This is a genomic window from Rhodoferax ferrireducens T118 (assembly GCF_000013605.1).
Lineage (GTDB): Bacteria > Pseudomonadota > Gammaproteobacteria > Burkholderiales > Burkholderiaceae_C > Rhodoferax > Rhodoferax ferrireducens.
Genome location: NC_007908.1, coordinates 1,735,104 through 1,760,262 on the forward strand (window position 1 = coordinate 1,735,104; position 25,159 = coordinate 1,760,262).

Consider the following 25,159-nt stretch of genomic DNA (forward strand, 5'->3'; position numbering starts at 1 on the left):
TTTGTGACCAAGAGACTTGTTCTGGTAGGGGGTGGCCACGCGCACTTGTCGGTGCTGCGTGCCCTGGCGAAAAAGCGGCCCGCAGGAATAGATGTTGTCCTGATCACGCCTTCAAAACATCAGAACTATTCAGGCATGTTGCCCGGCTGGGTTGCCGGGCATTACAGCCAAGCCCAGTGTCGTGTTGACCTCGATCCGCTGGTTCGGGCGGCCGGTGTCCACCTGGTTCTCGAGCAGATTGTCGGTATGGACGCAGCGCGTCGGTGTGTTGGATTGAGCAATGGTCAGCACCTTGAGTACGACTTGTTGTCACTCGACGTTGGCAGCGAAACCGACACCTCCTGGCTGGAAACCCTGGGGGACAAGCTTTTGCCAGTGAAGCCGCTGGACAATTTCTTTGCACGTTGGCCGCACGTTCTTGCGGCAGCCAAGGCTTCGAGGGGCTACAGACTGGTGGTGGTCGGCGGTGGTGCCGCCGGGGTCGAGATGGCTCTGGCGGTGCAACATGCGTTCACAAGTGCTGGTGTTGACGGCCACGTTGACCTTGTCGCATCCGAGTCCGGGTTGCTACCGGGACACGCCAAGCGTGTTCAGGATCGGGTGACGCGGTTCGCCCGGCAGGCCGGGTTGGGCCTGCATTTCTTTCGCGGTGTTGGGTCTGAAGAAGGTGTTCTTTTGTCAGATGGCCGATTGCTGCGAGCTGACCGCGTCATTGCCGCCACGGGTGCACGAGCACCGGTCTGGCTGGGCATGTCCAGATTGACGTTGGACGAGCATGGCTGCATCCTCGTGGATAAGTACCATCGCAGTGTGTCGCATCCGAATGTTCTTGCCGCTGGCGACGTTTGCGCCCGCACCGATGCCGTGATGTCACGCTCGGGTGTGCATGCGGTTCGTGCCGGTCCCATCTTGGGTGACAACCTGATGGCCATACTGAACGGCATTTCATTGCAGTCGTATGTGCCCACGCGCCACTCCCTGTATTGGCTGGCTTGTGGACCACGCTGTGCTGTGGCCTCCTGGGGCCGGTGGTCGGCTGAAGGACAATGGGTCTGGCGCTGGAAAGACTGGATCGATCGTCGATTCGTCCGGAAATTTTCTGAAACCACACCCGGTGAGGCGACGCCGATGTTGGAGAACACACCATGACATGGTTCAAACAAGCCGGCAATTGGCTTGGAAACGCACAGCCTGTTTCGGTCGAGGCAACGTCCCGGCATCTGCTGGCGAGCCTGCTGGCGAGCCTGCTGGCGACTGCAGTCTCACCCCATCGGAGCCATTGATGAGGTCGCTCTTCCAATTCGCCTGCTCTGGCAAGATTGTCAAAAATTCGCTGCGGATCGCCGTGGTGGTGGGCAGCATTCTCAACCTTGTCAACCAGGGCAGTGCCATCCTGGCGGGCACAGGCATTTCGTGGGTTCACGTGTCGTTGAATTACTTGGTGCCCTACTGCGTGGCAAGTTACAGCGCAGCCAGAAACGAAATGACGCCACGAGGAAATCAATAATGGACGCTTTGACAAACGAAGGCATGAAATCAGATGCGTCCGAAGCATCGATCTTGTCTGACACGGCATTTTTGAATGACTTGCGCCGTCAGATGGTGAAGTTTGCGACGCTGCAGCTCTCCAATAGCCACGCTGCAGAGGATGCGGTGCAGGAGGCACTCATCGGAGCGTTGAAAAATGCCCAGTCTTTCGCCGGGCGAGCCGCATTGAAAACCTGGGTATTTGCCATTTTGCGTAACAAGATTGCCGATGTCTTGCGGCAGAAAAAACGCATGGTCGAGGCCAGCAGTTTGCTCCGGGAAGACGAAGAGGGTGAGGACTTCTCTGAATTGTTTGATAAAAAAGGCTTTTGGCAATCCGATGAAAAGCCAGCCTCATGGGGCAATCCGCAAGATTCCTTGCATCAGAACCAGTTCTGGAAAGTGTTCGAGATTTGTTTGGAGGGCTTGCCCGGCAACCAGGCCAGGGTGTTCATGATGAAAGAATTCGTCGAATTGGAGGCCAATGAAATTTGCACTGCCGTCGGAATCACCACCACCAACCTGAATGTGATGCTGCACCGCTCCCGCCTGCGTCTGCGCGAGTGTCTTGAAAACAATTGGTTTCTGAAGGGAGAACACGCATGATGAACTGTCAGCAGGCCACAATGCTGATCTCGGAATCGCAGGAGCGAGCCTTATCTTTGCCGGAAAAAATGAACTTGAAGCTGCACGTGATGATGTGCTCGGGTTGCAGGAACTTCAGCTTGCAAGTGCCGTTTCTCGGCAAGGCCATGCGTGCCTATGCCAGCGGGAAAGACGAGGAATCCAAGAAAAAATGAACCCTGGATTCAACCGGTCGATGCGATTGCCTGGGGGCTGACTCCAAACAACTGCTCGATGTGTTACTCGCAACGCCGGGCGATCCAGTGATCCAATGACAGCTTGCCAGGTCCGCGCACCATCAGGTACAGCAGCACGGCGGCCCAGGTGCCGTGGGTGGGGTAGGCATCGGGATAGACAAACAACTGAATGGTCATTGTCATGCCCAGCAGCGCCAACGCCGACAGGCGGGTGGCCAAGCCGAGCAGGATCAGAACAGGGAAAAGGTGCTCTGCTGTCGCCGCCAGGGTGGCCGCAATTTCAGGCGGAACTAGCGGCAAATGGTATTCATCCCTGAAAAGGTCTACCACCGAGTCCGACAGGCGCGGCCAGCCCAGGGTGAACTCCCGATTGACGATGTCTACGGCAAAGCCCTGTATCTTGGTCTCGCCAGACTTCCAGAACACCGCGGCGATGGAGAAACGCGCCACGAACGCCAGCAGTGTGTTGGGGATGTGGGTGCAGATGCTGATAAACCGGCGAATCAGGCCGGCGATCAGCCCGGCGTCGGCAGGCGCGGATGCGCTCAATCTTTCAGTGCGTGTGTTCATGGTGTTCGTCCGTGCTGGTGAGGTGGCTGATGAGCTGCAGGCGAAGCAACAGCGCCAGGGCGTGTGACAAATCAAACGCTGGGTCGGCGCGACTTGCAGCGCCTGCAGCGTCGAACAAGGTCAGGCCACTTTGCAAGCCGCTGATGAACTTACTGACTCCAACTGCAATTTCCAGGGTGTCCACGTCCAGAGAGTTTCTGAACACCAGAACGGTCTGGGCTTGTTCAGGGTCAACGGACGAAATGCACAGCACGCCCTGATGCGCCGCCCAAATCGAAAATACCGAGAAAGCCGAATTGATGACCTGCACCGAGGGGTGCAACACCAGCCGCAAGGCCATAAGCTGTTCGGGCCTGGTCAGCGCGACTTGTAGCGTTTCGGGTTGGATGGGCGGCACATCGGCGGCGTGGTAAGCCCGCACGCGCGCCATTTCCAGACGTGCTATGTCGGCCAGATACGGCACGGACGTGGCAGGCGGGAAAGCTGCTAGAAAATCAGCAAAGTTGTTTCCGTAATACGCCATGACACGCGAGCGAGGTGGATTGGCCTGGGCAAATACCCGCGCCATGGCGCGGAAAAACTCTTCGCCCACCAACTCCTGCACAACGGGGTAGGTGTCTGCCAACGCGTCAATTAGCGACACCATGACATTATTGCGGTACACCGCAAAACGCGTGGCCGGGTCAGAGCCGTTCCAAGTGGTGAGACCGCCTGGGCAGGGCAGCTCGGGGTTCAGCACGGCATTGGCAAACGCGGTCTGGCTGTTCATGCCGCCACCTCATGGGCCACGGTGCTCAGGTCTTGTATTTGTTGTGATGCATCCAAAACTCTGGCGGGCCGCTCATTGCGTTGACGCAGCTCCCACAACTGCCGGTCAGCCACACCGGCTTCGGCCAACAAAGCCGGCCAGACGGGCACGTCGTTGTCGCGCTCCAGCAAAGTCGCCACCGGGCCGGTCAGCCCCAGCGTGAAGGCATACAGCTCCCACACCGCCTGCGCCACAGGCGCGCCATGGCTGTCAATCAGCAACAGGTCGCCGTTGTCGTCTTGCGCCTGGGCAAAACCGGCGAGGTGAATTTCGCCTACCTGAGCCAGCGGCATGGAACGGATGGTGGCCCGCGCGTCGCGCCCGTGGTTGACGCAGCTCACATGCACATTGTTCACGTCGAGTAGCAGGCCGCAACCCGTGCGGCGCACCACCTCGGTCAAAAACGTACCTTCGTCCCAAGTGGACGCTGAAAACTCGACATAAGTGGCCGGGTTTTCCAGCAACATGCGCCGTCCCAGGTGTGACTGCACCTGGTCAATGTGGTCACATACACGCTGCAAGGTAGCTGTGTTGTAGGGCACGGGCAACAAATCGTTCAAAAAGGCAGGACCATGGGTAGACCAGGCCAGATGCTCCGAAAAAGATTGCGGCTGGTAGCGCGCCAGCAAGGCTGCCAGCGCATCCAGATGTTCAACATCCAGCGACGCATCGGCCCCGATGGACAAGCCCACGCCGTGAATGGAGAGCGCGTAGCGCTCGCGGATGCGGGTGAGGTAATGGTGAAACGGACCACCCGGGACCATGTAGTTTTCGGCATGGACTTCGAAGAAGCCGATGTTGGGCTGGGTGGCCAGAATTTCCTGATAATGCGCGGGCTTCAAGCCCACCCCGGCGCGTGTCGGCAGGGTGTCAGCGGCAGCACCCAGGGCTTGCGTTGGCGAATTGAATCGGTTTGGCATACCCGGTGCTCCGCTGGTGTTGGAAAGAATCAGGCCTTGACTTCCTTGAACTCTTTCAACTGACCGAAGCCCGTGGGCGAAGTCTTGGACACGGTCTTTTCGCAAGTGCCTTTTGGCACCATCGACCAGGCGTTGCCCTGGTAGTCCACTTTGGAGGTGCCCGCGCAGGTGGTGCCCGCGCCTGCCTTGCAGTCGTTCTTGCCTTTCAGTGCCACGCCGAAGCACTTGTCGGTGTCAGCCGCTTGGGCTGCGATCGGTGTGGCGGCAATGGTCAAGGCTGCGCTCATGGCCAAAGCCAGGGCGGCAGCAGAGGCGTAGCGAGTGGTGGTGGTCTGGTTTTTCATTTCAATGTCCTTAGTCGGGTTAACGGTGGTTGGCAAGTGGGTGACGGTCAGCACGGAACGCGCTGTGTGTGCCATGCTGCTTCTATAGTCGCAACTGTCGGCGGTTTCTTACACTGCGACCCATAGAAAAACTAAGACGCTATAAATAATATAGCTTGTTATGCAATAAGGACGGGGGCCAGGGGCATAAAAAGCTTGCAACTTTTGGTGCATGGGTGAAGTCAAATGTTTCGCCTCGTGTCGGTTGGAGGTGCGGCAACGATGCCAGCGTTGGCCAGGTGATGGCGACTTATTTGGCCCGACCCGCATCAGTGCTGAGCTGACCACGGTGCCCTCAGCCGTATTCAGCCAGCCGCCCATCGGTACCGTGGGGCTGACCGAAACGCAGGCGCTGGTGCAGTATGGCGAAATCGATATCTACAGCAGCCAGTTCCGCAGCATGCGCCACAGCCTGTCCGGGCGCGACGAGCGCACGCTGGTTAAACTGATTGTCGACACGGTCAGCCAGCGCGTGCTGGGGGCGCACATGGCGGGGGCCGACGCGCCCGAGATCATTCAGGGCCTGGCCATCGCGATCCGCATGGGTGCGACCAAAGCCGATCTGGATGCCACGGTGGCGCTGCACCCCTCAGCGGCTGAAGAGTTTGTGACTTTGCGTGAAAAAATCACCCGACAACGATATGAATAACATCCTCACGTCCGATCAATTGGAAATCATCAAAGGCTTGATGCAAGTCCCGGCAACGATTTCGCCCAAGTACTTTTACGACGCCAAGGGCTCTGCGCTGTTCGAGGACATTACCCGCCTGCAGGCGTATTACCCGACGCGTACCGAGCACGCCATCATGAGCATCCATGCGCCAGAGATCGCGCGCCGGGTCGGTGCAAGCTGCACCTTGATTGAACTGGGTGCAGGCAATTGCCAAAAAGCCAAAGCCTTGTGCGAGCTGATCAAGCCGGCGCATTTTGTTGCTGTCGACATATCTGAGGAGTTTTTGCATGACGCTGTAGCCAGGATGCGATTAACCTTCCCGGACATCGATATCCAGGCGCTTGCTGCTGATCTGACCGCGGACATCGGGTTGCCAGCCAGTCTGCCGGCGCAACGCCGCCTGGTGTTCTACCCCGGTTCATCCATCGGCAATTTTGACCCACCGCAGGCGCAGGCCTTGCTGTCTCGTATACGTGACTTGATCGCAGACGATGGCGCGCTTCTGATTGGCGTTGATCTGGTTAAAGACGAAGCGGTGCTCAATGCCGCCTACGATGATGGTGAAGGTGTGACAGCAGCCTTCAACCTCAATGTGCTGGACCATGTCAACCGACTGATTGGCTCTGACTTTGATACGAACCAGTGGCAACACCGGGCATTTTTCAACGCAGATCGGTCCCGCATTGAGATGCATCTGGAGGCGAAGGCCAACCAGCTCATACACTGGCGCCACGGTGCACGCAGCTTTGCCCGTGGTGAGCGCATTCATACCGAAAACAGCTACAAATACCGGGTTGAGGATTTCGTCGAGCTTCTGGAACGTGCGGGATTGCCTCAAACGCAAGTCTGGACCGACGAGCACGCATGGTTTGCCGTTGTTCTTGCCCGTCCCTGAACCGGGCCCCAGAACCCCGCGTCTTGCAGGGGAAGCGAAGCAAATCGACTCACGTTCAAGCTCTTGCGAGCACCCGGTCCAGAACCGGAAATTGGGGCAAGATCAATACCTATTTTTTTGGGGTCGCCCAAATTGCTGACTGGCGAGCAAGAACAGGTCGGACGGCGAGATGGATTTTTTTGTGAATTGGCTGCTGCGATTGTAAGAAATGGCTGCTGCCAGCGACTAATGACAAAAGAGGCAAGGCGTTTGCAACTTGCAGGGCAAAACAGAATCAATGGATGGCGGCGCTTGCCCAATGTGCGGGCACTTTGCCAATTTGACTTGAATAGGAAATTCACGAGCGGCTGGCATTTTTTCTGACCTGATTCTCAAGACCTACAAATCCTCATGCACGACACCCTCCCACTGTTGGAAAAAACCCGCTTTCCGGTCATTCGCCGCACGCACCTGGAAACCTTGCAGATCAACCTCGGCTACAAGTGCAACCAGAGCTGCGTGCATTGCCACGTCAACGCTGGCCCGAACCGTACCGAAATGATGGACGTGGCCACCATGGCGCTGATTCCGCAGGTGCTGGCCGCGCGCGAGATTGGCACACTCGACCTGACCGGCGGTGCGCCCGAACTGCATGAGGGCTTCAGAGGCCTGGTGCGCGCGGCGCGGGCGCAAGGCGTGCGCGTGATTGACCGCTGCAATCTGACCGTTCTGTTTGAACCCGGGCAAGAAGGGCTGGCAGCGTTTCTGGCCGCGCAGCGGGTCGAGGTTGTTGCGTCCATGCCCTGCTATTCGGCGGCCAACGTTGACAAGCAGCGCGGCGACGGCGTGTTTGACCTGAGCATTGCCGCCTTGCAGCAACTCAACGCCCTGGGTTACGGCCGCCAAGGTTCGGGCCTGGTTCTGAACCTGGTCTACAACCCGCAAGGCGCGTCGCTGCCACCCGAGCAGCAGAAGCTGCAGGCCGATTACAAACGTGAGCTGCTCCAGCACTTCAGCATCGTCTTTAACGAACTCTTTGCACTGACCAACATGCCAATCCAGCGCTTTGGCTCGACGCTGGTGTCCAAGGGCACGTTTGACGCCTACATGGATTTGCTCAGGAGCAGTTTTCAGGAACAGAACCTGCCCGGTGTGATGTGCCGCAGCACGGTTAGCGTGGACTGGCAGGGCTGGCTGTCTGATTGTGACTTCAATCAGCAGCTCGGCCTGCCACTCGGAACATCGGGACTCAAGCGCCACCTGCGCGATCTGCTGAAAACCGGCCTGGACGAACAGACCATCCGTGTGGCGGGTCACTGCTTTGGCTGCACCGCGGGCCAGGGCAGCAGTTGCGGCGGTGCACTGGAACATTGAGCGCGCCATGACGGTATCAAGCCCGATGGTGAAGAAAGACGCCAGCCCAATGAAAACACGCGTTGCTGGCCACCAATTTTGAATCACTCTATTATTTTTTTGAACAAATCTCATGCCCATTCAAACCAGCACCCACAACCTCGTCCAGGACTACTATGGTCACCAGTTGCAAGGCACGGCAGACCTCAAAACCAGTGCCTGCTGCGACGCCAGCACCATGCCCGAGTGGCTCAAGCCGCTGCTCGCGCGTGTGCACCCCGAGGTGCTGTCGCGCTACTACGGCTGCGGCCTGGTGTGCCCGCCGCTGCTCGAGGGCTGCCGTGTGCTCGATCTGGGCTGCGGCTCGGGCCGCGACGTCTATGCGCTGGCACAACTGGTCGGCCCCGAGGGTGAAGTGGTCGGTGTGGACATGACCGACGAACAGCTGGCCGTGGCGCGCGCCCATCAGGCCCACCACACGGAGGTCTTTGGCTACAGCAACACAAGGTTTTTGCATGGCTACATCGAGCGGCTCGATGAGCTGGGTCTGGAGCCCGCCAGCTTCGACGTGATCGTGTCCAACTGCGTTGTCAATCTTTCGCCCGACAAGGACGCGGTGCTGGCCGGTGTGCAGCGCCTGCTCAAACCGGGCGGCGAATTTTATTTCTCTGACGTGTATGCCGACCGCCGCGTGCCACCGGCCGTGCGCAACGACCCGGTGCTGTATGGCGAGTGCCTGGGTGGCGCGCTTTACTGGAACGACTTCATTCAATTGGCCCAGCGCCACGGCTTTGCCGACCCGCGCCTGCTTGAAGACCGCCCGCTTGAGATTACCGACCCGAAGCTCGCCGCGCGCACCGGCAACCTGCGCTTCTTCTCGGCCACCTATCGCCTGTTCAAACTGGCCGCGCTGGAGTCTGCCTGCGAAGACTTCGGCCAGGCCGTCATCTACCAAGGCAGCATCCCCGAGCACCCGGGCCGCTTTGTGCTCGACAAACACCACGACATGCAAACCGGCAAGGTGTTTGCGGTCTGCGGCAACACTTGGCACATGCTGCAGGGCACCCGCTTTGCGCCGCACTTCAACTTCATCGGCAACTTCGACACCCACTACGGAATTTTTGACGGCTGTGGCGGCAATCTGCCGTTTGGGGCTCGCAGCGAAAGTAGCTCCGGCGTCTGCGGACTGGCGGCTTGCTGCTGAGTCGCACCCAGACTCCCAGCCATTCACGCGCAGAGCGAAATCGGCTCCAGCGCTTCCCCTTGCGGCAAAACCCGGCCAATCGCCACCGTGTGGCTGTAGCCCAGTTCACGCAGCGCCGCAATGCAGGCCTGTGCCTTGTCGGCTGGCACGCTGGCCAGCAGGCCACCGGCCGTTTGCGGGTCAAAAATCAGCGGGTAGCGGGGGTGATTGACCATCGCTTCCTGGTTGCGCAGGGCGCGGCGCAGGCGCACATTGGCGCTCTGCAAGGAGCTGACGATGCCCGCCGCCACGCATTCCTGTGCGCCGTCGAGCAAGGGCAAGGCCCCTAAATCAAGTTCCGCATCCACCCCCGAGGGGCGTGTCATCTCTACCAGGTGGCCCAACAGTCCAAAGCCGGTCAGGTCGGTGCAGGCAGTCGCGCCAAATTCGCGCAGGCACTGGGCGCCCTTTTGGTTGGATACCACCATGGACTGCAGGGCCGCGTCAATCCAGCGGCCCTTGGCGCTCAGGCGCGCGTGTGCTGCAAACAAGGTGCCGGTGCCAATCGGTTTGGTGAGAATCAGCACATCGCCGGGGCACATGCCGTTCTTGCGCAAGATCTGCGCCGGGTCGTCATCGATCAAGCCATTGATGGCAAAGCCCAACGCCAGCTCCTTGCCTTCGCCGGTGTGGCCACCCACCAGGGCGCAGTTGGCCTCGTTCAACACTTCCAGCGCGCCCGTCATCATCTGGAACAACACGTCTTCGACCTTGCTCTCCAGGCCCGAGGGCACGGTGGCAATCGCAGTGGCCGATTGCGCCTGCGCGCCCATGGCCCAAATGTCGCCCAGTGCATGGTTGGCGGCGACCTTGCCAAAGAGGTAGGGGTCGTCAATGAAGGAGCGAAAGAAGTCCACCGAATGCACCATCGCTTTGCCGGCTGGCACCCGCACCACGGCGGCATCGTCCGGGTCGCTCAGGCCGATGATCACGTCTTCGCGCTGCACCGGGTGCAATTGGCTCAAGGCGCGGGACAACACCGTGGCGCCCACCTTGGCGCCGCAGCCGCCGCAGCGCATGGCAATGGCCGAGATGGCTTGCAGCGATTCTTCGGGCGTGAGCTGCACTGTCCCAGCTACACCAGCCGATGTCGGCTGCGCGCGGGTGCCATGAGTGTCCATGGGTGTCAGGTCCTGGAACTTGGCCATGAAGCGCCGGTCAATCCAGTCCTTCCAGCGCCAAACCCAGGCCCCGGCAAAACCGAGCCAGCCGCGTGACGCCACCGCGTACCGGTCGCCGGTGCTGATGAGCGCCAACCAACTGCGTTGCGGGTGGTAAGGTTTCAACGTGCCGCCCTGCACGCTCAAGCGCAGGTTCGCTGCCAGCGGTGGCCCCTGGCGCACCGCAAAAACGCCGGCTTTCTCCAGCGGGTGGTTCACCATGCTGGCAATGTCGCCGGCGGCAAAAACGGCGGGGTCGGTCACCGTCTGCAAGGTGTCGGTGACTTGAATGAAACCATCTGCGTCCAGCGCCAGGCCGGTGTCTCGCAGCCAGGCAGCGCCACCGGCGCGGGTCACCCAGACGATCTCGTCGGTATCGATCACCTCGCCTGCCGCGGTTTGCAGCCGCCCCGGCGTCACCTGCGTGACGGCTGCATTGCGGTGCACCCGCACCTGACGCTCGGCCAGCACGGCGTCAAAACGCCTGCGCACGCCCAGGTTGTGGGTCGGCAAAATGTTGGCGTCGCTGCTGAACAGATGAAAGACCAGCTCATCGGGGTTGCGACCCAGCGCGCGCAAGGCATGGCGCAAGCGCCACTGCATGGCCAGCAGCAGTTCCACGCCGCCGGCACCGGCCCCCACCACGGCCACGGTGGTGGTGCCGGGGTGGCGCTGCACACGTTCCAGCAGTGCCAGCCAGCGCTCGTTGAAGCGGGTGATGGGTTTGACCGCAATGGCGTTCTCAAGAGCGCCCGGCACGCCGTGGAGCTGGGGCGTGGAGCCGATGTTGATGGACAGAACGTCATACGGCACCGGCGGGCGGTTGCGGCACAGCACCTTGCGGTTGACGCGGTCCAGCCCGATCACCTCGTCGCGGTACAGGCGCGCGCCGGCGAATACCGCCAGACGGCTCAGGTCAATGTGAACTTCGTCATAGTCATAGTGGCCCGCCACATAGCCGGGCAGCATGCCCGAGTAGGGCGTATGCATGTCGGTGCAGATGACCGTCAGGCGCACGCCGGGAACCGGCTGCATGCCAAAGCTTTTAAGCACGCCCACGTGGCTGTGGCCACCGCCGACCAGCACGATGTCTCTGAGGATGGGTTGTTCAGGTGCTTGCATCGAGTCGCTTCACTTTGGATCGGGGGTTCAGGGTAGCAAGTCACGCACCAGCGCATGCAGCGCGGCTTGTTCGGCGGCGGGTGCAAACAGGGGCGCACGCTGTGCACACTGGGCCTGCAACTGGTGATAGAAATTGTCGGCATGTGGGTGGTTGCTGGCCTGGTCGCGGCGGCAGCGCAGCAGCAAATCGGCCAGCGCTTGCGCATCACCTGGCGCAAAATAGCCTGCATAGTCTGGCCCCAGCATGCCCACGTTGCCGGCAATGTGGGAGGCCAGCACGGGCGTGCCGCTGCGCACCGCTTCCATCACGACATGCGCGCCGCCCTCGATTCGGCTGGCATGGATGAGTAGATGCGCGCGCTGAATGTGGCGCCGCGTGGCTTCATGGGGCAAGCCGCCCAGCCAGCGGTAGTGTGGGCATTGCTCGGCGCAGGCTTGGGCTTGCGCGCCCAGTTCTGCGTCCAGCGCCGCGCCAATGTGGTCGATGAAGATGTCGGGGTGGCCTTGCAGCAGACGCGCAGCGGCAAACAGGGTTTGCGGTGATTTTTCATCGCGCAGATGCCCCACCATCACGGCGCGCACATGGTGCACTGTCTTGACGACCTTGTCCCGTGCGGGGGTGGACTGAAAAATCACCCGCGCCTTGTGCCGCAGCGCAGGAGGCAAGGCATCCGGCCCGCTTTCCTGCAGCAGCACCAGTTGCTGTGCATAGGCCAGGGAGGCTTGCGCGCGGGCATCGATTTGAATATCGCGGTACAAATCGGTGCCGGTGAGCACCACGGCAAGTCCTGGTGCATCCGCAACTGCACCTTGCGCGCGGGCCCAGGCAGCAATCGAATCCGCAGAGCGCCGCGCGTGCAGCGCCAGCATCACATCAAACGGCTCGCCATGCCAGGTCTGCGCAATGGTGGTCTGATACGCAGGGCTCAGCATGCGCGACCAGCGCCGCGCGGTTTGCCAGTTGCCATTGTTGGCATCGGCTAACGCGGGGCTGATGATGAGGACGCGGGCTTGGGTCATGGGGAAGTTTTGCAGCCGGCATCAAGCACGGCGGGTTAGCTTAGTCGTCTCCGAGTCAAAAAACCTTACACCTCTTTTTCAAGCGGCACATGGTCTGCAGGCGTGGCCGGATTCGAGTCTAATCGTTACTTCGTTTTCTCACTTTTCAGGCTATGCACATGACTAAATTTTCTCCAAAACATATTTTTCTGGGATGTGCGCTGGTTCTCTTCGGATCGCTGGCGCAGGCCCAGGCCGTGTTCAAAGTGACCGCCATCCCCGATGAGTCGCCCACCGAGTTGGCGCGCAAGGCGGCCCCGCTGGTGAAATACCTCGAAAGAATCCTGGGCAGACCAGTCGAATTCACGCCGGTCACCGACTATGCGGCGTCGGTCGAGGCCCTGGTCAACAAGCAGGTGGACATGGCGTGGTACGGTGGCTTTACCTTCGTGCAGGCCAATGTGCGCTCGGGTGGCAAAGTCGTCCCGCTGGTGCAGCGCGAAGAGGACGAAAAGTTCCGCTCGGTGTTCATCACGAGTGATCCCAGTATCAAAACCCTGGCGGATTTGAAAGGCAAGAGCGTGAGCTTTGGCTCGCAGTCCAGCACCTCCGGTCATTTGATGCCGCGCAGCTTTTTGTTGCAGGCCCATATTGACCCCGACAAAGACTTCAAGCGCGTTGCCTACTCCGGCGCGCACGATGCCACCATCGCCGCCGTGGCGGCGGGCAAGGTGGACGCCGGTGCCCTGAACATCTCGGTGTGGGAAAAGTTTGTTAAAGAGGGTAAGGTAGATGCCAGCAAGGTGAAGGTGTTTTACACCACCCCCGGCTACTTTGACTACAACTGGACGGTGCATGCCGACATGCCGGTGGCGCTGCGCGACAAGCTGACTCAGGCCTTCCTGAGCCTGGACCGCAACACGGCCGAGGGCAAAGAAATTCTGGAGCTGCAGCGCGCCACCCGTTTCATTGCCACCAAGGCCGACAACTACAAGGGCATTGAACAGGCCGCCCGCAACGCGGGTTTGCTGAAGTAAAGTGCCGCACGCAATTGCTATGTATTTGATAGCTGTAGGTGCTTGTTCCATGAGGTCTATTGCCCTATTTCGTTCATGAAAATCAGCCTGAACGGCATCTCGGTACAGCACCCCTCGGCCAAGCCGGGTGCCGTGCCGGCGCTGCGCGAGCAGAACCTGACCGTGCGCGCCGGAGAGCAGCTGGCCATCATCGGCCCGTCAGGTGCGGGCAAGACCACGCTGCTGCATTTGTTGGCGTGTGCGCTCAAGCCGTCCGCAGGTTCCATGCTGTTGAACGACCAGGACCCGTGGCAGCTGTCGCGCGGCGCGCTACAAAAGTTGCGCGGTGCCTTGTTTCTTGCGCCCCAGGTTCCGCCGCTGCCACCGCGCCAACGCGTGGTCACCGCCGTGCTGGCGGGACGCCTGCCGAACGAGAGCCTGTGGGCCAGCTTGCGCAGCCTGTTTTACCCAACGGACATCGCGCTGGCGGAACGAGCCCTGGCCGGGTTTGATGTCGGTGACAAGCTGTTTGACCGCGTGGACCGGCTCTCGGGTGGCGAGCGCCAGCGGGTGGGCCTGGCGCGGGCGCTGGTGTCCCAGGCCAGCCTCATCCTGGTGGATGAACCCTTGTCGGCGCTGGACCCGACACGCTCTCAACACGCCATTGAAACTTTGACCCGCGCTGCACAAGAGCGCGGTGCCACGCTGGTGGCCACACTGCACCACGTCGAGATGGCACTGGCCCATTTCCCGCGCATCGTGGGCTTGCGCGACGGCCAGGTGGCCTTTGATTTGCCTGCCGCCGAGGTCACCCCGGAGCTGTTGCAGGCACTGTATGCGCAGCACCTGCATGAATTGACCGGCCTGGCAAACCTTGAGGCAGATGATCTACCCACCGACCCGGCGCCGGTGGTGATGCACTGCCGCTGAGACCCACACCGCGCCATGCCCAACGCTTCGCCCACTCCGGCCTTGATGCCAAACCGCCCCGCCTTGCGTGACCCGGCTTGGGCCGCGCGCGTCTTCTGGGCGCTGGCTGGTTTGGCCTTGCTCTGGCCAGCTGTGGTGCTGACCGAATTCAAGCCCTGGGTGCTGCTGGAGCCGGGCGCCTTGAAGCCAGCGCTGAATTTTGTCGGCGCTTTCTTCCCGCCGCGCACCGACGCCGAGTTTTTGGGGCTGCTGGCGCGTGAAACCTGGCGCACCGTGGCCATGGCCACAGCGGGCCTGACGCTGGCGCTGCTGCTGGCGATCCCTTTGTCGCTGCTGTCGGTGCGGGTGCTGTCGCTATCAAGCCTGACCGGTCGCATGGCGATGGTACCCAGCGTGCTGCGCCAAGGGGTGCGCTGGCTGCTGCTGGTGCTGCGCAGCGTGCCCGAGTTGGTGTGGGCGCTGGTGTTTGTGCGGGTGGTCGGCCTGGGGCCCACCTCGGGCGTGCTGGCCATTGCGCTCACCTACAGCGGCATGCTGGGCAAGGTGTACGCCGATATCATGGAGAGCGGCGACGCCCACGCCACCACTAATCTGATGCGCAATGGTTCGGGTCGGCTGCAAGCCTTCTTCTATGGCCTGCTGCCGCAAAACGCGGGTGAGCTGACCAGCTACACCGTGTACCGGTGGGAGTGCGCCATACGCTCCAGCGCGGTGTTGGGTTTTGTCGGGGCCGGTGGGTTGGGGCAGCTCATGGACTCCTCCATGAAGATGTTCAACGGGTCTGAAGTGGCCAGCATTTTGCTGATTTTCATGGCGTTGGTGTGGCTGGCAGACCGCATGAGTGCGATGCTGCGCAAGGGTTTGGCATGAGGAAGAATGCATGAACCCCAGCGCCGCCAACGACACCTACAAATTGCCGCCCAAGCTGTTTGATGCACGCTGCAAGGCATGCTGGTTGATGCTGGGTGTGCTGATACTGGTGGTGGCCAGTTTTGCAACTCTCAATCTGCAATGGGCGCAGTTCTGGTCGTGGAACGCGGCGCAAAGAATGGGCCGTTTTTTGGGCGAGTTGCTGCATCCGCAGACCAGCACGGTGTTTGTCACCAAGGTGCTGCTGGCCGCCCTGGAAACGCTGGCGATGTCGGCCTTGGGCACGCTGCTGGCGGTGCTGTTGGGTCTGGCCTTGGCGCTGCCCGCCGCAAGAACCCATGCACAAGACCCGGCGCGCTGGCGCGGGACCACACGCTTGCTGCTCAATGCCTTGCGCAGCACACCTGAACTGGTGTGGGCGGCTCTGCTCCTGATTGCGGCCGGCTTGGGGCCGTTTGCCGGCACGCTGGCCTTGGGCCTGCACACTTCGGGCGTGTTAGGGCGCTTGTTTGCCGAAGCAATAGAAAACGCCGCGCCGGGGCCAAGCTTTGCGCTGCGGTTGCGCGGTGTCGGTGAAGCCCGCGTGTTCCTTTACGCCACCTTGCCGCAAGTGTTACCGCAGTTGATGAGCTACACCCTTTACCGCTGGGAGAACAACATCCGCGCTGCCGCCGTGCTTGGCGTGGTGGGCGCTGGCGGCCTGGGGCAGATGCTGGCCTTTCACATGGGCCTGTTCCAGATGGGCGAGACCAGCACCGTCTTGCTGGCCATGCTGGCGCTGGTGGCGCTGGTCGATGCGCTGAGTTATGCGGTTCGCAGCGCGCTGTCGCGGTGAGGGGCGCGCAAAGCCTTGTTAAAGTGCCACCGTGCGAAAACCGGCAAACACCTCGGTGCGATGAGGCTGGAAGAAATTGCGGTAGCGCGGGTTGTGCATGCGGGCGTGGCTGGCAAATGCGCCGCCACGCATCTCGCGGTGATTGCCAAACCAGGGCTGCGAGTAAGCATGGTAAGGGCCGGGCTCAAAGCCGGGGTAGGGCGCGAAGGCGCTTGAGGTCCACTCCCACACGCTGTGGCCCCAGTGAAACCCCGGCTGCGTTGTTGCCGCGTATTCCCACTCGCTCGCGGTCGGTAAACGCCGACCGGCCCACAGGCAATAGGCTTGGGCTTCAAAGGCGTTCAGATGCATGGCGGGTGCTGTGTTGACCAGTGGCAGCCAGTGGTCAAACCAGCGCATTTGCCAATCACCGTGGGGGCCGCGTCGCCAATGCTGCGGGTGCGCGCAAGCCGACTGCGCTCGCCACACGCCAGCGTCGGCGGGCCAGTATTTTGCGCTGTCATAGCCCCCGGCCTCGACGAAGCGGGCAAACTCGCCGGCGGACATGGGCGTGCTGTCGATCTCGAAGTCGCCCAGTCGAACGTTCATGGCGGGGCGTTCATTGTCGAAGGCGAAGCCCGGTTCCGTGTTGCGGTAGCCAATGCAGACCTCGGCCCCCGGCACGGCCAGCGGCCTGCTGACGGGCAATTGCGGCATTGCCACCCCGTCGGGCGCGGGATAAGCCAAGGCCGAGCGCATCCAGCAAAAGGCTTCGCCGTGCATATCCTCGTGGAACAGGGCCAGGAGATGAAAATACAGCGGGTCCTGCGCGTCATGGGTGCACGCAGTAGCGCCAGGCGGCAGCGCTGCGATACAGGCTTCCAACTGATTCGACAGCATGGACGCCAGCGCCGCACGAGAGGGCATGGCTTGACCCCAGCGCTGGGCGTGTGCCAGTCGCGCGGAATCAAACAATGCATCTGGTCCGGCAAAGCGGGGGGCGTGCGCGGCGTGAACCAGCCCTTGCTCATCGCGCTGATGCGGGCCCCGCAAGATCCAGAACTCGGCAAACCAGGCAATGTGTGCCAACTCCCAAGCCACCGGATTGACCCCCAGTTGCGGGGGCGGGCTCCATTGCGCGGGGCTCAAGTCGTTCACCAGCGACAACGTGCGTTGACGGCTCTCACGCAGGGCCGCGGCCAGTTCTGCACCACAGAGTTGGCGCGCGTCAGACATAAAGTTGCTCCGGTAAGGTGCAGGGTTTGGCTGTTTCATGGTTCTATGGGATCAGGCTGCGTTTGGCGTACGCCAATGAGTTTGTGTTCTGCCAGCGTGCGCGCCTCAACACAGTGCGTACCGTCGTACAGTCGCAGCAACCCGGCAATTTCGTCCAGACTGAAGCCCAGTTGCTGTGCCGACTTGACGAACCGGACCCGTGCCACGTCCGAATCTCCATGACGGCGAATGTTCCCCAATGGTTTGTCGGGTTCCGAGAGCGGGCCCGTGCGCTGGTAGAAACTGATGGTCTCCACATTGACCCCGGCGGCTGGGGCAAAAGCACCAATGGCGAGACTATTTCTGAAGCCTTCGAATCCATTTTGCATACAGTGCTTGACTCCGTACTTGACCACAAACTTATCTTACGCTGTCTGCCACCACACACTGATCAACCGGAGACACGCTATGACACTGATAATCCGCATCGCCGACAAAGCCGGTACCTTTGGCAGCATCGTCCCGGCCCTTGGCCTGGGCTTCTTGCAGGATTACATGGACTTGTCCAGCAGCCGCCTGATGCCGCTGTTTGCCGCGCCTGCCAGGCATTGCATCCGTCCTGCTGACCATGTGCTTGATTCGCAGTGTAAGAACCAGACGTTCATTGGCGACTATGCTTGCACAGGGCGATAGTTGTTGCCTCACCGAAGTCGAACGAAGAAGGGCAACCCATGAAAAAACTATTAATTCTTAGCGCTGCTGCCTTGTTGGTATTCGGTTTCTTTGCACTGGATTTGAACCGCTACCTGACACTCGATGGCATGAAAGCCAGTCTGGGTCAATTTGAGTCGCAACGTGCCGCGTCACCCGTTGTGGTTGGGCTGGTCTTCTTTTCAGTCTACGTGGTGGTCACAGCGATGTCACTGCCGGGTGCTGCGATATTGACCCTTGCTGCCGGTGCTTTGTTTGGCTTGTCCATGGGCACGTTGATTGTGTCGTTTGCGTCAAGCATCGGCGCTACCCTGGCTTTTCTGGCATCACGCTACGTGTTGCGCGATGCCATCCAGCGCCGTTTTGGTGATCGGCTCAAAGTCATCAACGAAGGCATGGCCAAAGATGGCGCGCTGTATCTGTTCACGCTGCGTCTGGTGCCCCTATTTCCGTTCTTCCTGGTCAATTTGCTCATGGGCCTGACACCGGTTCGTACACTGAGCTACTACTGGGTCAGCCAGGTGGGCATGCTGGCTGGCACCCTGGTTTATGTGAATGCCGGCACCCAACTGGCCCAAATCAACAGCTTGGTCGGTATTGTGTCGCCCGGCCTCTTGCTTTCCTTTGCACTACTGGGCGTATTCCCCATGCTGGCCAAGATGTTTATGCGTTTGCTGCAAGGTCGCCGCGTGTATGCCAAATGGCAACGCCCCAAAAAATTTGACCGCAACTTGGTGGTCATTGGTGGCGGCGCGGCAGGTTTGGTTACTTCCTATATTGCGGCAGCCGTCAAGGCCAAGGTGACCTTGGTTGAAGCCCACAGGATGGGGGGTGACTGCCTCAACTACGGCTGTGTACCCAGCAAGGCCCTGATCAAGTCAGCCCGCATCGCCAATCAAATGCGCCATGCCGAAAGTTATGGCCTGAGTGCAGCAGAACCACAGTTCAGTTTTCGCAAAGTGATGGCCAGAGTGCATGAAGTGATACGCACGGTGGAGCCACACGACAGCGTGGCGCGCTACACCGAACTCGGAGTGGAAGTGCTGGAGGGTTATGCACGCATCGTCGACCCCTGGACAGTGGAAATCAAGCTCAACAACGGCGGCATGCAGCGCCTGACGACCCGCAGCATCGTCATTGCAGCCGGGGCCAGCCCGTTTGTGCCACCGCTGCCCGGTCTGGCTGATGTGGGTTATGTCACCAGTGACACGCTGTGGGACGAATTTGCCAAGCTGGACGCGGCCCCAAAGCGACTGGTGGTGCTGGGCGGTGGCCCCATTGGCTGCGAGTTGGCGCAGAGTTTTGCCCGTTTGGGCTCCAAGGTGACTCAAATCGAGATGGCTCCGCGCATCATGATCCGCGAAGACCTGGAAGTCTCCGATCTGGCCCGTGACTCATTGAGGCGCGATGGCATTGACGTTTTGACAGGTCACAAAGCCCTGCGATGCGAGCGGGAGGGGACTCGCAAATTCATCGTGGCTGAGCATCAGGGCAAAGAGATACGCATCGAATTTGATGCCTTGCTGTGCGCGGTCGGGCGCGTGGCCCGTTTGCAGGGCTATGGCCTGGAAGAGCTGGGGATTCCCACCCAACGCACCGTGGCGGTTAACGATTACCTGGAGACCCTGTACCCGAACATCTATGCGGCCGGCGATGTGGCCGGGCCTTATCAATTTACCCACACGGCTGGCCACATGGCGTGGTACGCCGCTGTCAACGCGCTGTTCGGCGACTTCAAGAGATTCAAGGTGGATTACTCAGTGGTGCCCTGGGCGACTTTCATCCAACCCGAGGTGGCTCGGGTTGGACTCAACGAGCAAGATGCCAAGGAGAAAGGCATTGCTCATGAAGTTACCAAATACGGCCTGGATGACCTGGACCGCGCCATTGCCGACGGCACGGCGTACGGTTTTGTGAAAGTGCTCACCGTCCCCGGCAAAGACCGCATTCTGGGTGTGACCATCGTTGGTGAGCACGCCGGGGATTTGCTGGCCGAATTCGTGCTGGCCACGAAGCATGGTTTGGGTTTGAACAAGATTCTGGGCACCATTCACACCTACCCGACGCTGGCAGAGGCAAATAAGTACGTTGCCGGTGAATGGAAGCGTGCGCACGCGCCTCAAAAAGTGCTGGCCCTGTTGGCACGCTTTCATGCCTGGAAGCGAGGCTAATCAAGATGCTTGGCAGAACTTGCCTTGCGCTGTGCGTGCTCGCTGGTTTGGCGGGCCTGGCGCGGGCAGAAGGGCTCGGCAGTTCCCATTGGGACGAGCTGCTCAAAAAACATGTGCAGGTGCTGCACGCCGGACAGGCCAGCGAGGTGGATTACGCTGGATTCATGGCGGACCGAACCCCACTCCAAACCTATCTGGCCAGCATATCGAAGGTGAGCCGAGCTGAATTTGACCGCTGGAGCAACCCGACGCAATTGGCACTTTACAGTGTGCCTTTGGGGCTGAATGTTGACACTTCCAGTAAACTGCCAGCTCGCAGACTTGGCATCGAGTTTCTGGACTATGACTGGCGACTGAACGCAGCCGGTCGATCAGACAGGAGCGGCAAATCGTGACACTGTCCATCATCGTTCCTGTTCTCAATGAAGCGCAGGTCCTTCCAGCGTTGCTGGAACGCTTGCTGCCATTGAGCCGCCATGGCTGTGAAGTGCTGTTTGTCGATGGTGGCAGTGTTGACGGATCGGTCGCGATGATCGAGTGCGCTGGCTTTAAGGTCGTTCACGCGCCATCCGGACGTGCAAGGCAAATGAATGCCGGCGCAGCATGTGCAATCGGTGGGGTTTTGCTGTTTCTCCACGCTGACACCCAATTGCCACAAGGCGCTTTTGACTGTGTCAATCAGTCGCTCGCCAGTGGTTTGCACAGTTGGGGAAGATTTGATGTTTACATCACGGGCCATCACTGGATGCTGCGTGTCGTGGGTCACATGATGAATCTGCGCTCGCGCTGGACCGGCATTGCCACGGGTGACCAGGCGATGTTCGTGTCCCGCACTGTCTTCGATGCCGTGGGTGGGTTTCCGGACCAGCCCTTGATGGAAGACATTGAACTCTCCAAACGCTTGCGCTGCCTGTCTCGCCCGGCCTGTATCACACGCTGCGTGACCACCTCGGGGCGGCGCTGGGAAACGCGTGGTGTTTGGCACACCATTTTCCTGATGTGGCGTTTGCGCTGGGACTACTGGCGCGGGGTGCCCGTTGGCCTTCTGGCGCGTGCCTACGGATGAAACCGGTACGCATTGTCATCTTTGCCAAAGCGCCGCTGGCGGGTTTGGCCAAGACCCGGCTGATCCCGGCCCTGGGGCAACACGGCGCAGCCGAACTGGCGCAGCGTTTGCTCGCACAAACCCTGCATGAAGCCCTGATTTCCCAGGTGGGGCCAGTGGAATTGTGTGTCACACCATCAGCAGTCCAAGCCGTCTGGGAGACGTTGGCAATATCCAGGACCGTACACAGGACTGACCAGGGCGACGGCGATTTGGGTGAGCGTATGGCACGCGCGGCAAAGCGTGTGCTTGACGCGGGTGAATCTATTTTTTTGATAGGTACCGATTGCCCGCAATTGGACGCGGCCCAACTGCGGCAAGCCGCCCGTGCTCTGCAATTCGCAGATGCCACATTGGTTCCTGCCTTTGATGGCGGCTATGTGCTGCTCGGATTGAACCGGTTTGATACACGTGTTTTCTCCGGCATTGCCTGGAGCACCAGCAGCGTCGCGACTGATACCATGAGTCGAATGAAACAGCTTGATTGGCGTGTGGAAATTCTCCCTATGCTGCATGATATTGACGAGCCGTCCGACTTGAAATGGTTGCCGAAAACGTGGCTCACCTCTGCCAGCTCTGCCTCGCAATGGCCTTGGCATGAGGGCTCAGCATCGTGAGAGTGCCCAGTTTCTTGCGCACCAACAGCTCGATGGCTTGGACGCGCTCTATGCCGTGCTGTCAGGCGCTGTCACTTCCGGCGTGGGCTACGCCGTCTGGTACCTCGTTTTGCCGAAACTCACGAGGACGCGCGCGGCAGCGGTTTAACTGAGTGTGCCGGTGCGGGCCTCACTGGCCGGTGCTTTGTTTGTCCACGAGCCCATTACCTTGAGTCTGCTGCTGACTTCAATCGCTGTACTGGGCGGTATTGCCATTGTGGTGTACAGCAGGCCCAGCGCAATTTAGTGCTTTGCGGGCAAGCCCGCCCCGCCTGGAGAGACGCCAGGACGCCTTACTCTATGTTTTGCACCTGCTCACGCATTTGCTCGATCAACACTTTCATGTCCACCGAAATATGGGTCAACTCCAGCGCGGCCGATTTGGAGCCCAGCGTGTTGGCTTCGCGGTGCAACTCCTGAATCAGGAAGTCGAGTCGTTTGCCCAGTTCGCCACCTTTTTTGATCAGGCGTTCAATTTCATCAAGGTGCGACTGGATGCGGGTGACTTCTTCGGCCACGTCAATGCGGATGGCAAAAGCGGTGGCTTCGGTCAGGGCCCGGTCCCGCGCAGCTTCCGGTAGCGTGCTGCCGTCGGTCAGGGCCATGGCCTCCTGCCAGCGATCCAGAAAGCGTTGGCGCTGCTGCGCCACCAATTGCGGCACCAGTGGCACGGCAAGTGCTGCCAGCGCGCGGATCTGGCCAAGGCGATCGAGCAACATGGTGGCGAGTCGCGCGCCCTCGCGCTGGCGGGCACTGAGCATTTCTTCCAGCGCCTGGCGGGCCAGTGTCAGAATGGTTTCGCTCCAGTCACAGTTGGCACCGAGCTCGCCGGCGGCCAATCGGATGACGTCCGCCACGCTCAAGGGTGCGGCGTCCGGTAGCCAGGCTTTGACGTTATCTTGCACCGCGTTGAGACGCTGCAGCAGCCGTGGCGTGGGATCCACCACGCTACTCTGGACGTTGCTTTCAATGGCGGCGCGTACTTCGACCTTGCCGCGCTTGAGCCGGCTGACAAGCAGTTCGCGTAGCACCGGTTCATACTGCCGGAGCTCTTCGGGCAACTTGAACGACAGGTCCAGAAAACGGCTGTTGACGGAACGGATTTCCAGTCCGAGATGATTGGGCGGCGCGCTTTTGGACTCGGCCTCGGAACTGGGGCGGTCGCTGCTGTGCTGGGCACTGGCATAACCAGTCATGCTGTAAACTGACATCTTGACTCTTTGATCAATGAAAGTGCAAGAATAACCCGGTTCCTGCCAGCCCCGTCGGAGTTCGCTCAATAAATATGTCAAAGGTCAGACCCGCACCCTTAGCGCCCAATACCCTGATCGGTGGTTACCGCGTTGTCCGCAAAGTTGCGGCGGGCGGTTTTGGCGTGGTCTATCTGGCCGAAGATAGCGAGGGTCAGCAAGTCGCGATCAAGGAGTACCTGCCGTCGGCGCTGGCGACCCGCGTGGCGGGCGAATTGCTGCCGCAGGTGCAGCCGGAAAGGTTGTCCTTGTACCGCCTTGGCCTCAAGAGTTTCTTTGAAGAAGGCCGCTCGCTGGCGCAGATATCACATCCCTCCGTGGTGAGCGTGCTGAATTTTTTCAGGGAGAACGAAACCGTTTACATGGTGATGAATTACCTGGAGGGCGCGTCGCTGCAGGATTTCATCGTCACGGCGCGAGACCTCAAGCAGGCCAAAGTGTTCCGGGAGTCGACCATTCGGTCCCTGTTTGACGAAATTCTGCGTGGTTTGCGCATTGTTCATCAGCACAAGATGCTGCACCTGGACATCAAGCCGGCCAATGTGTTTATCACGGATGACAATAAGTCCGTGCTGATTGATTTTGGTGCGGCGCGTGAAGTGTTGAGCAAAGAGGGTAATTTCGTCCGCCCCATGTACACCCCCGGCTTTGCCGCCCCTGAGATGTACCGGCGCGATGCCGCCATGGGGCCTTGGACCGACATTTACGCCATTGGTGCCTGTATTTATGCCTGCATGCTGGGTTACCCACCCAATGAGGCGCCGCAACGTCTTGAAAAAGACCGCATTGCCATGGCGCTCACGCGTATGCGCGGTGTTTACTCTGACAACCTGATTGAGATCGTGGAGTGGTGCATGTCGCTCGATCCGCTGTCGCGGCCGCAGTCGGTGTTTGCTCTGCAGAAAGAGCTGAGCCGCGCGGGTGAGCGTCGCTATACCAGGCTCAGTGTGACTGAAAAAGTTCGACTTCAATTCGACACCATGGTGTCAGACACGAAAAAGAGCGTCCAGAAAGCGACCCGTTTTGGCGCGAAAATCAAATGAAATTTTCCATTTTTCAGATCAGCCGCAAAGGCTCGCGGGAAAAAAACGAAGATCGCATGGGCTATTGCTACACGCGCGAATCGGGCATTTTTTTTCTTGCTGACGGTATGGGGGGCCACCCGCAAGGGGAGGTCGCGGCGCAGCTGGCTTTGCAGACCATCGCGGCCATGTACCAGAAAGAGGCGCAGCCGAAAATCGTTGATATTGCTGCGTTCCTGACCTCTGCGGTGTTGACGGCGCACCGCCAGATTTTGCAGCATGCCATTCAAAACGGCATGCTCGATACGCCGCGCACCACGGCGGTGGTGGCATTGGTGCAGGATGGGGCCGTGAGTTGGATTCATTGTGGTGACTCCCGGCTCTATCTGGTGCGCCAGGGCCAACTGTTGGTGCGAACCCGCGATCACTCGTTTCTCGAGCAGCAACGGGCCACTGCAGCAGGTAAAAAACCGGCGGAGCGCATCAACCGCAATGTCCTGTTTACCTGCCTGGGTTCCCCAACCAAGCCGGTGTTCGACATTGCCGGACCCGTTGGACTGCAGCAGGGCGACAAGCTGATGTTGTGCTCGGACGGCTTGTGGGACCGGCTCAGCGAGGCCGACATTGTTGACTGTCTGGCGCATAAACCAGTCAGTGAAGCAGTCCCGCAGCTGGTGGAAAGCGCACTGCGCACGGCCGGCGATAGAAGCGACAACGTGACGTGTATCGCGCTTGAGTGGGAAATGCCCGATGGGTTTGAATCAACCCGGGGCAGTATTTCAACTGACACGCTCAGTGATGGATTTTTTGCCTCAACGTTTCAGGCCGACACGCTGGACGCGGCGCTGGAAGACCTGGACGATGCCGCCATTGAGCGCTCCATCGCTGAAATTAACGAAGCCATTCGCCGCTCGGCGCTTAAAAAGAGCGCCTAGGCTCACCATTT

At 60.1% G+C, this 25,159-nt stretch carries 26 protein-coding genes and 3 pseudogenes; 20 read left to right on the forward strand and 9 right to left on the reverse strand.

What is annotated here, in order from left to right; all coding sequences use genetic code 11:
• Window positions 1–3: 3 nt before the first annotated feature.
• Genes RFER_RS08105 through RFER_RS08120 form a run of 5 tightly spaced genes read left to right on the forward strand, consistent with a single transcriptional unit; the run spans window position 4 to window position 2,327 of the window.
• On the forward strand, window positions 4–1,149 hold the full coding sequence (locus tag RFER_RS08105) for an FAD-dependent oxidoreductase (protein ID WP_011463901.1): 1,146 nt from the start codon (window positions 4–6) through the stop codon (window positions 1,147–1,149).
• Window positions 1,146–1,283, forward strand: coding sequence for a hypothetical protein (locus RFER_RS24040; RefSeq protein ID WP_166485690.1), 138 nt, complete (start codon window positions 1,146–1,148; stop codon window positions 1,281–1,283). The genes RFER_RS08105 and RFER_RS24040 overlap by 4 nt, the downstream gene beginning before the upstream one ends.
• A complete protein-coding gene (gene nrtS / locus RFER_RS25105) occupies window positions 1,283–1,507 on the forward strand; it encodes a nitrate/nitrite transporter NrtS (RefSeq protein ID WP_011463902.1) in 225 nt (74 codons plus the stop codon). The genes RFER_RS24040 and nrtS overlap by 1 nt, the downstream gene beginning before the upstream one ends.
• Window positions 1,414–2,133 carry an RNA polymerase factor sigma-70 gene (locus RFER_RS08115; protein WP_244095836.1) on the forward strand — a complete coding sequence of 240 codons (720 nt, stop codon included), beginning with the start codon at window positions 1,414–1,416 and terminating at the stop codon, window positions 2,131–2,133. The genes nrtS and RFER_RS08115 overlap by 94 nt, the downstream gene beginning before the upstream one ends.
• On the forward strand, window positions 2,130–2,327 hold the full coding sequence (locus RFER_RS08120) for a zf-HC2 domain-containing protein (RefSeq protein WP_041790401.1): 198 nt from the start codon (window positions 2,130–2,132) through the stop codon (window positions 2,325–2,327). Before RFER_RS08115 ends, RFER_RS08120 begins: the two co-directional genes overlap by 4 nt.
• A 63-nt stretch (window positions 2,328–2,390) precedes the next feature.
• Here RFER_RS08120 and RFER_RS08125 read toward each other — a convergent pair whose 3' ends face one another.
• Genes RFER_RS08125 through RFER_RS08140 form a run of 4 tightly spaced genes read right to left on the reverse strand, consistent with a single transcriptional unit; the run spans window position 2,391 to window position 4,990 of the window.
• Window positions 2,391–2,918 carry a DoxX family protein gene (locus RFER_RS08125; RefSeq protein ID WP_011463905.1) on the reverse strand — a complete coding sequence of 176 codons (528 nt, stop codon included), beginning with the start codon at window positions 2,916–2,918 and terminating at the stop codon, window positions 2,391–2,393.
• Window positions 2,902–3,687 carry an HvfC/BufC N-terminal domain-containing protein gene (locus RFER_RS08130; protein ID WP_011463906.1) on the reverse strand — a complete coding sequence of 262 codons (786 nt, stop codon included), beginning with the start codon at window positions 3,685–3,687 and terminating at the stop codon, window positions 2,902–2,904. The genes RFER_RS08125 and RFER_RS08130 overlap by 17 nt, the downstream gene beginning before the upstream one ends.
• Complete coding sequence (locus tag RFER_RS08135; protein WP_011463907.1) at window positions 3,684–4,646, reverse strand: MNIO family bufferin maturase; 963 nt, start codon at window positions 4,644–4,646, stop codon at window positions 3,684–3,686. The genes RFER_RS08130 and RFER_RS08135 overlap by 4 nt, the downstream gene beginning before the upstream one ends.
• A 29-nt stretch (window positions 4,647–4,675) precedes the next feature.
• On the reverse strand, window positions 4,676–4,990 hold the full coding sequence (locus RFER_RS08140; protein WP_041790404.1) for a BufA1 family periplasmic bufferin-type metallophore: 315 nt from the start codon (window positions 4,988–4,990) through the stop codon (window positions 4,676–4,678).
• Between the two features lie 286 nt (window positions 4,991–5,276).
• Here RFER_RS08140 and RFER_RS08145 point away from each other — a divergent pair.
• The 4 genes and pseudogenes from RFER_RS08145 to RFER_RS08160 all read left to right on the forward strand — a co-directional run.
• Window positions 5,277–5,678, forward strand: a pseudogene (locus RFER_RS08145) (glutathione-disulfide reductase); the annotation flags it as partial.
• Entirely contained in the window at window positions 5,671–6,597 is a 927-nt protein-coding gene (gene egtD, locus RFER_RS08150) for an L-histidine N(alpha)-methyltransferase (RefSeq protein ID WP_011463909.1), read from the forward strand. The pseudogene RFER_RS08145 and the gene egtD, both read left to right, overlap by 8 nt.
• Window positions 6,598–6,987: 390 nt before the next feature.
• Window positions 6,988–7,950 carry an arsenosugar biosynthesis radical SAM (seleno)protein ArsS gene (arsS, locus tag RFER_RS08155; protein ID WP_011463910.1) on the forward strand — a complete coding sequence of 321 codons (963 nt, stop codon included), beginning with the start codon at window positions 6,988–6,990 and terminating at the stop codon, window positions 7,948–7,950.
• A 112-nt stretch (window positions 7,951–8,062) separates the two neighbouring features.
• Complete coding sequence (locus RFER_RS08160) at window positions 8,063–9,133, forward strand: methyltransferase domain-containing protein (RefSeq protein WP_011463911.1); 1,071 nt, start codon at window positions 8,063–8,065, stop codon at window positions 9,131–9,133.
• Window positions 9,134–9,156: 23 nt separating this feature from the next.
• On the opposite strand, the gene selD is transcribed toward RFER_RS08160, so the two are convergent.
• A complete protein-coding gene (gene selD, locus RFER_RS08165; RefSeq protein WP_011463912.1) occupies window positions 9,157–11,454 on the reverse strand; it encodes a selenide, water dikinase SelD in 2,298 nt (765 codons plus the stop codon).
• A gap of 27 nt (window positions 11,455–11,481) precedes the next feature.
• Entirely contained in the window at window positions 11,482–12,474 is a 993-nt protein-coding gene (gene senB, locus RFER_RS08170) for a selenoneine biosynthesis selenosugar synthase SenB (protein ID WP_011463913.1), read from the reverse strand.
• 158 nt (window positions 12,475–12,632) lie between these two features.
• Here senB and RFER_RS08175 point away from each other — a divergent pair, with 158 nt between their 5' ends.
• The 4 genes from RFER_RS08175 to phnE all read left to right on the forward strand — a co-directional run bounded on the left by RFER_RS08175 (window position 12,633) and on the right by phnE (window position 16,104).
• Window positions 12,633–13,490 (forward strand): putative selenate ABC transporter substrate-binding protein, encoded by an 858-nt coding sequence (locus tag RFER_RS08175; protein WP_041791730.1) that lies wholly within the window; start codon window positions 12,633–12,635, stop codon window positions 13,488–13,490.
• Between the two features lie 75 nt (window positions 13,491–13,565).
• Window positions 13,566–14,399, forward strand: coding sequence for a phosphonate ABC transporter ATP-binding protein (locus RFER_RS08180; RefSeq protein WP_011463915.1), 834 nt, complete (start codon window positions 13,566–13,568; stop codon window positions 14,397–14,399).
• Between the two features lie 15 nt (window positions 14,400–14,414).
• A complete protein-coding gene (locus RFER_RS08185) occupies window positions 14,415–15,269 on the forward strand; it encodes a PhnE/PtxC family ABC transporter permease (protein WP_011463916.1) in 855 nt (284 codons plus the stop codon).
• Window positions 15,270–15,279: 10 nt separating this feature from the next.
• Window positions 15,280–16,104: a phosphonate ABC transporter, permease protein PhnE gene (gene phnE / locus RFER_RS08190; RefSeq protein WP_011463917.1), complete on the forward strand. Its 825-nt coding sequence runs from the start codon at window positions 15,280–15,282 to the stop codon at window positions 16,102–16,104.
• An 18-nt stretch (window positions 16,105–16,122) separates the two neighbouring features.
• Here the strand turns inward: phnE and senA are convergent, their stop codons facing one another.
• Both senA and RFER_RS08200 read right to left on the reverse strand, forming a co-directional pair.
• Window positions 16,123–17,319 carry a selenoneine synthase SenA gene (gene senA / locus RFER_RS08195; protein ID WP_011463918.1) on the reverse strand — a complete coding sequence of 399 codons (1,197 nt, stop codon included), beginning with the start codon at window positions 17,317–17,319 and terminating at the stop codon, window positions 16,123–16,125.
• Between the two features lie 50 nt (window positions 17,320–17,369).
• Window positions 17,370–17,687 (reverse strand): annotated as a pseudogene (locus RFER_RS08200) (MerR family transcriptional regulator); the annotation flags it as partial.
• Window positions 17,688–17,766: 79 nt separating this feature from the next.
• Between RFER_RS08200 and RFER_RS24560 the strand changes: the two are divergent.
• The 5 genes and pseudogenes from RFER_RS24560 to RFER_RS08225 form a co-directional block, all read left to right on the forward strand.
• Window positions 17,767–17,901: pseudogene (locus RFER_RS24560) on the forward strand (organomercurial transporter MerC); the annotation flags it as partial.
• Between the two features lie 128 nt (window positions 17,902–18,029).
• On the forward strand, window positions 18,030–20,180 hold the full coding sequence (locus RFER_RS08210) for an FAD-dependent oxidoreductase (RefSeq protein ID WP_011463920.1): 2,151 nt from the start codon (window positions 18,030–18,032) through the stop codon (window positions 20,178–20,180).
• Window positions 20,181–20,185: 5 nt separating this feature from the next.
• Window positions 20,186–20,575, forward strand: a complete 390-nt coding sequence (locus tag RFER_RS08215; RefSeq protein ID WP_011463921.1) for a hypothetical protein — start codon at window positions 20,186–20,188, stop codon at window positions 20,573–20,575.
• The gene (locus tag RFER_RS08220; RefSeq protein ID WP_011463922.1) at window positions 20,572–21,246 is read left to right on the forward strand and encodes a TIGR04283 family arsenosugar biosynthesis glycosyltransferase; all 675 of its coding nucleotides are present in this window, start codon (window positions 20,572–20,574) and stop codon (window positions 21,244–21,246) included. Before RFER_RS08215 ends, RFER_RS08220 begins: the two co-directional genes overlap by 4 nt.
• Window positions 21,243–21,902: a TIGR04282 family arsenosugar biosynthesis glycosyltransferase gene (locus RFER_RS08225; protein ID WP_011463923.1), complete on the forward strand. Its 660-nt coding sequence runs from the start codon at window positions 21,243–21,245 to the stop codon at window positions 21,900–21,902. The genes RFER_RS08220 and RFER_RS08225 overlap by 4 nt, the downstream gene beginning before the upstream one ends.
• 332 nt (window positions 21,903–22,234) lie before the next feature.
• On the opposite strand, the gene RFER_RS08235 is transcribed toward RFER_RS08225, so the two are convergent.
• The gene (locus RFER_RS08235) at window positions 22,235–23,152 is read right to left on the reverse strand and encodes a YicC/YloC family endoribonuclease (protein WP_011463924.1); all 918 of its coding nucleotides are present in this window, start codon (window positions 23,150–23,152) and stop codon (window positions 22,235–22,237) included.
• A 74-nt stretch (window positions 23,153–23,226) separates the two neighbouring features.
• On the opposite strand from RFER_RS08235, the gene RFER_RS08240 reads away from it, so the two are divergent.
• Window positions 23,227–24,234, forward strand: a complete 1,008-nt coding sequence (locus RFER_RS08240; RefSeq protein ID WP_011463925.1) for a serine/threonine protein kinase — start codon at window positions 23,227–23,229, stop codon at window positions 24,232–24,234.
• The gene (locus RFER_RS08245) at window positions 24,231–25,148 is read left to right on the forward strand and encodes a PP2C family protein-serine/threonine phosphatase (protein ID WP_011463926.1); all 918 of its coding nucleotides are present in this window, start codon (window positions 24,231–24,233) and stop codon (window positions 25,146–25,148) included. The genes RFER_RS08240 and RFER_RS08245 overlap by 4 nt, the downstream gene beginning before the upstream one ends.
• The last annotated feature ends 11 nt before the right edge of the window (window positions 25,149–25,159 follow it).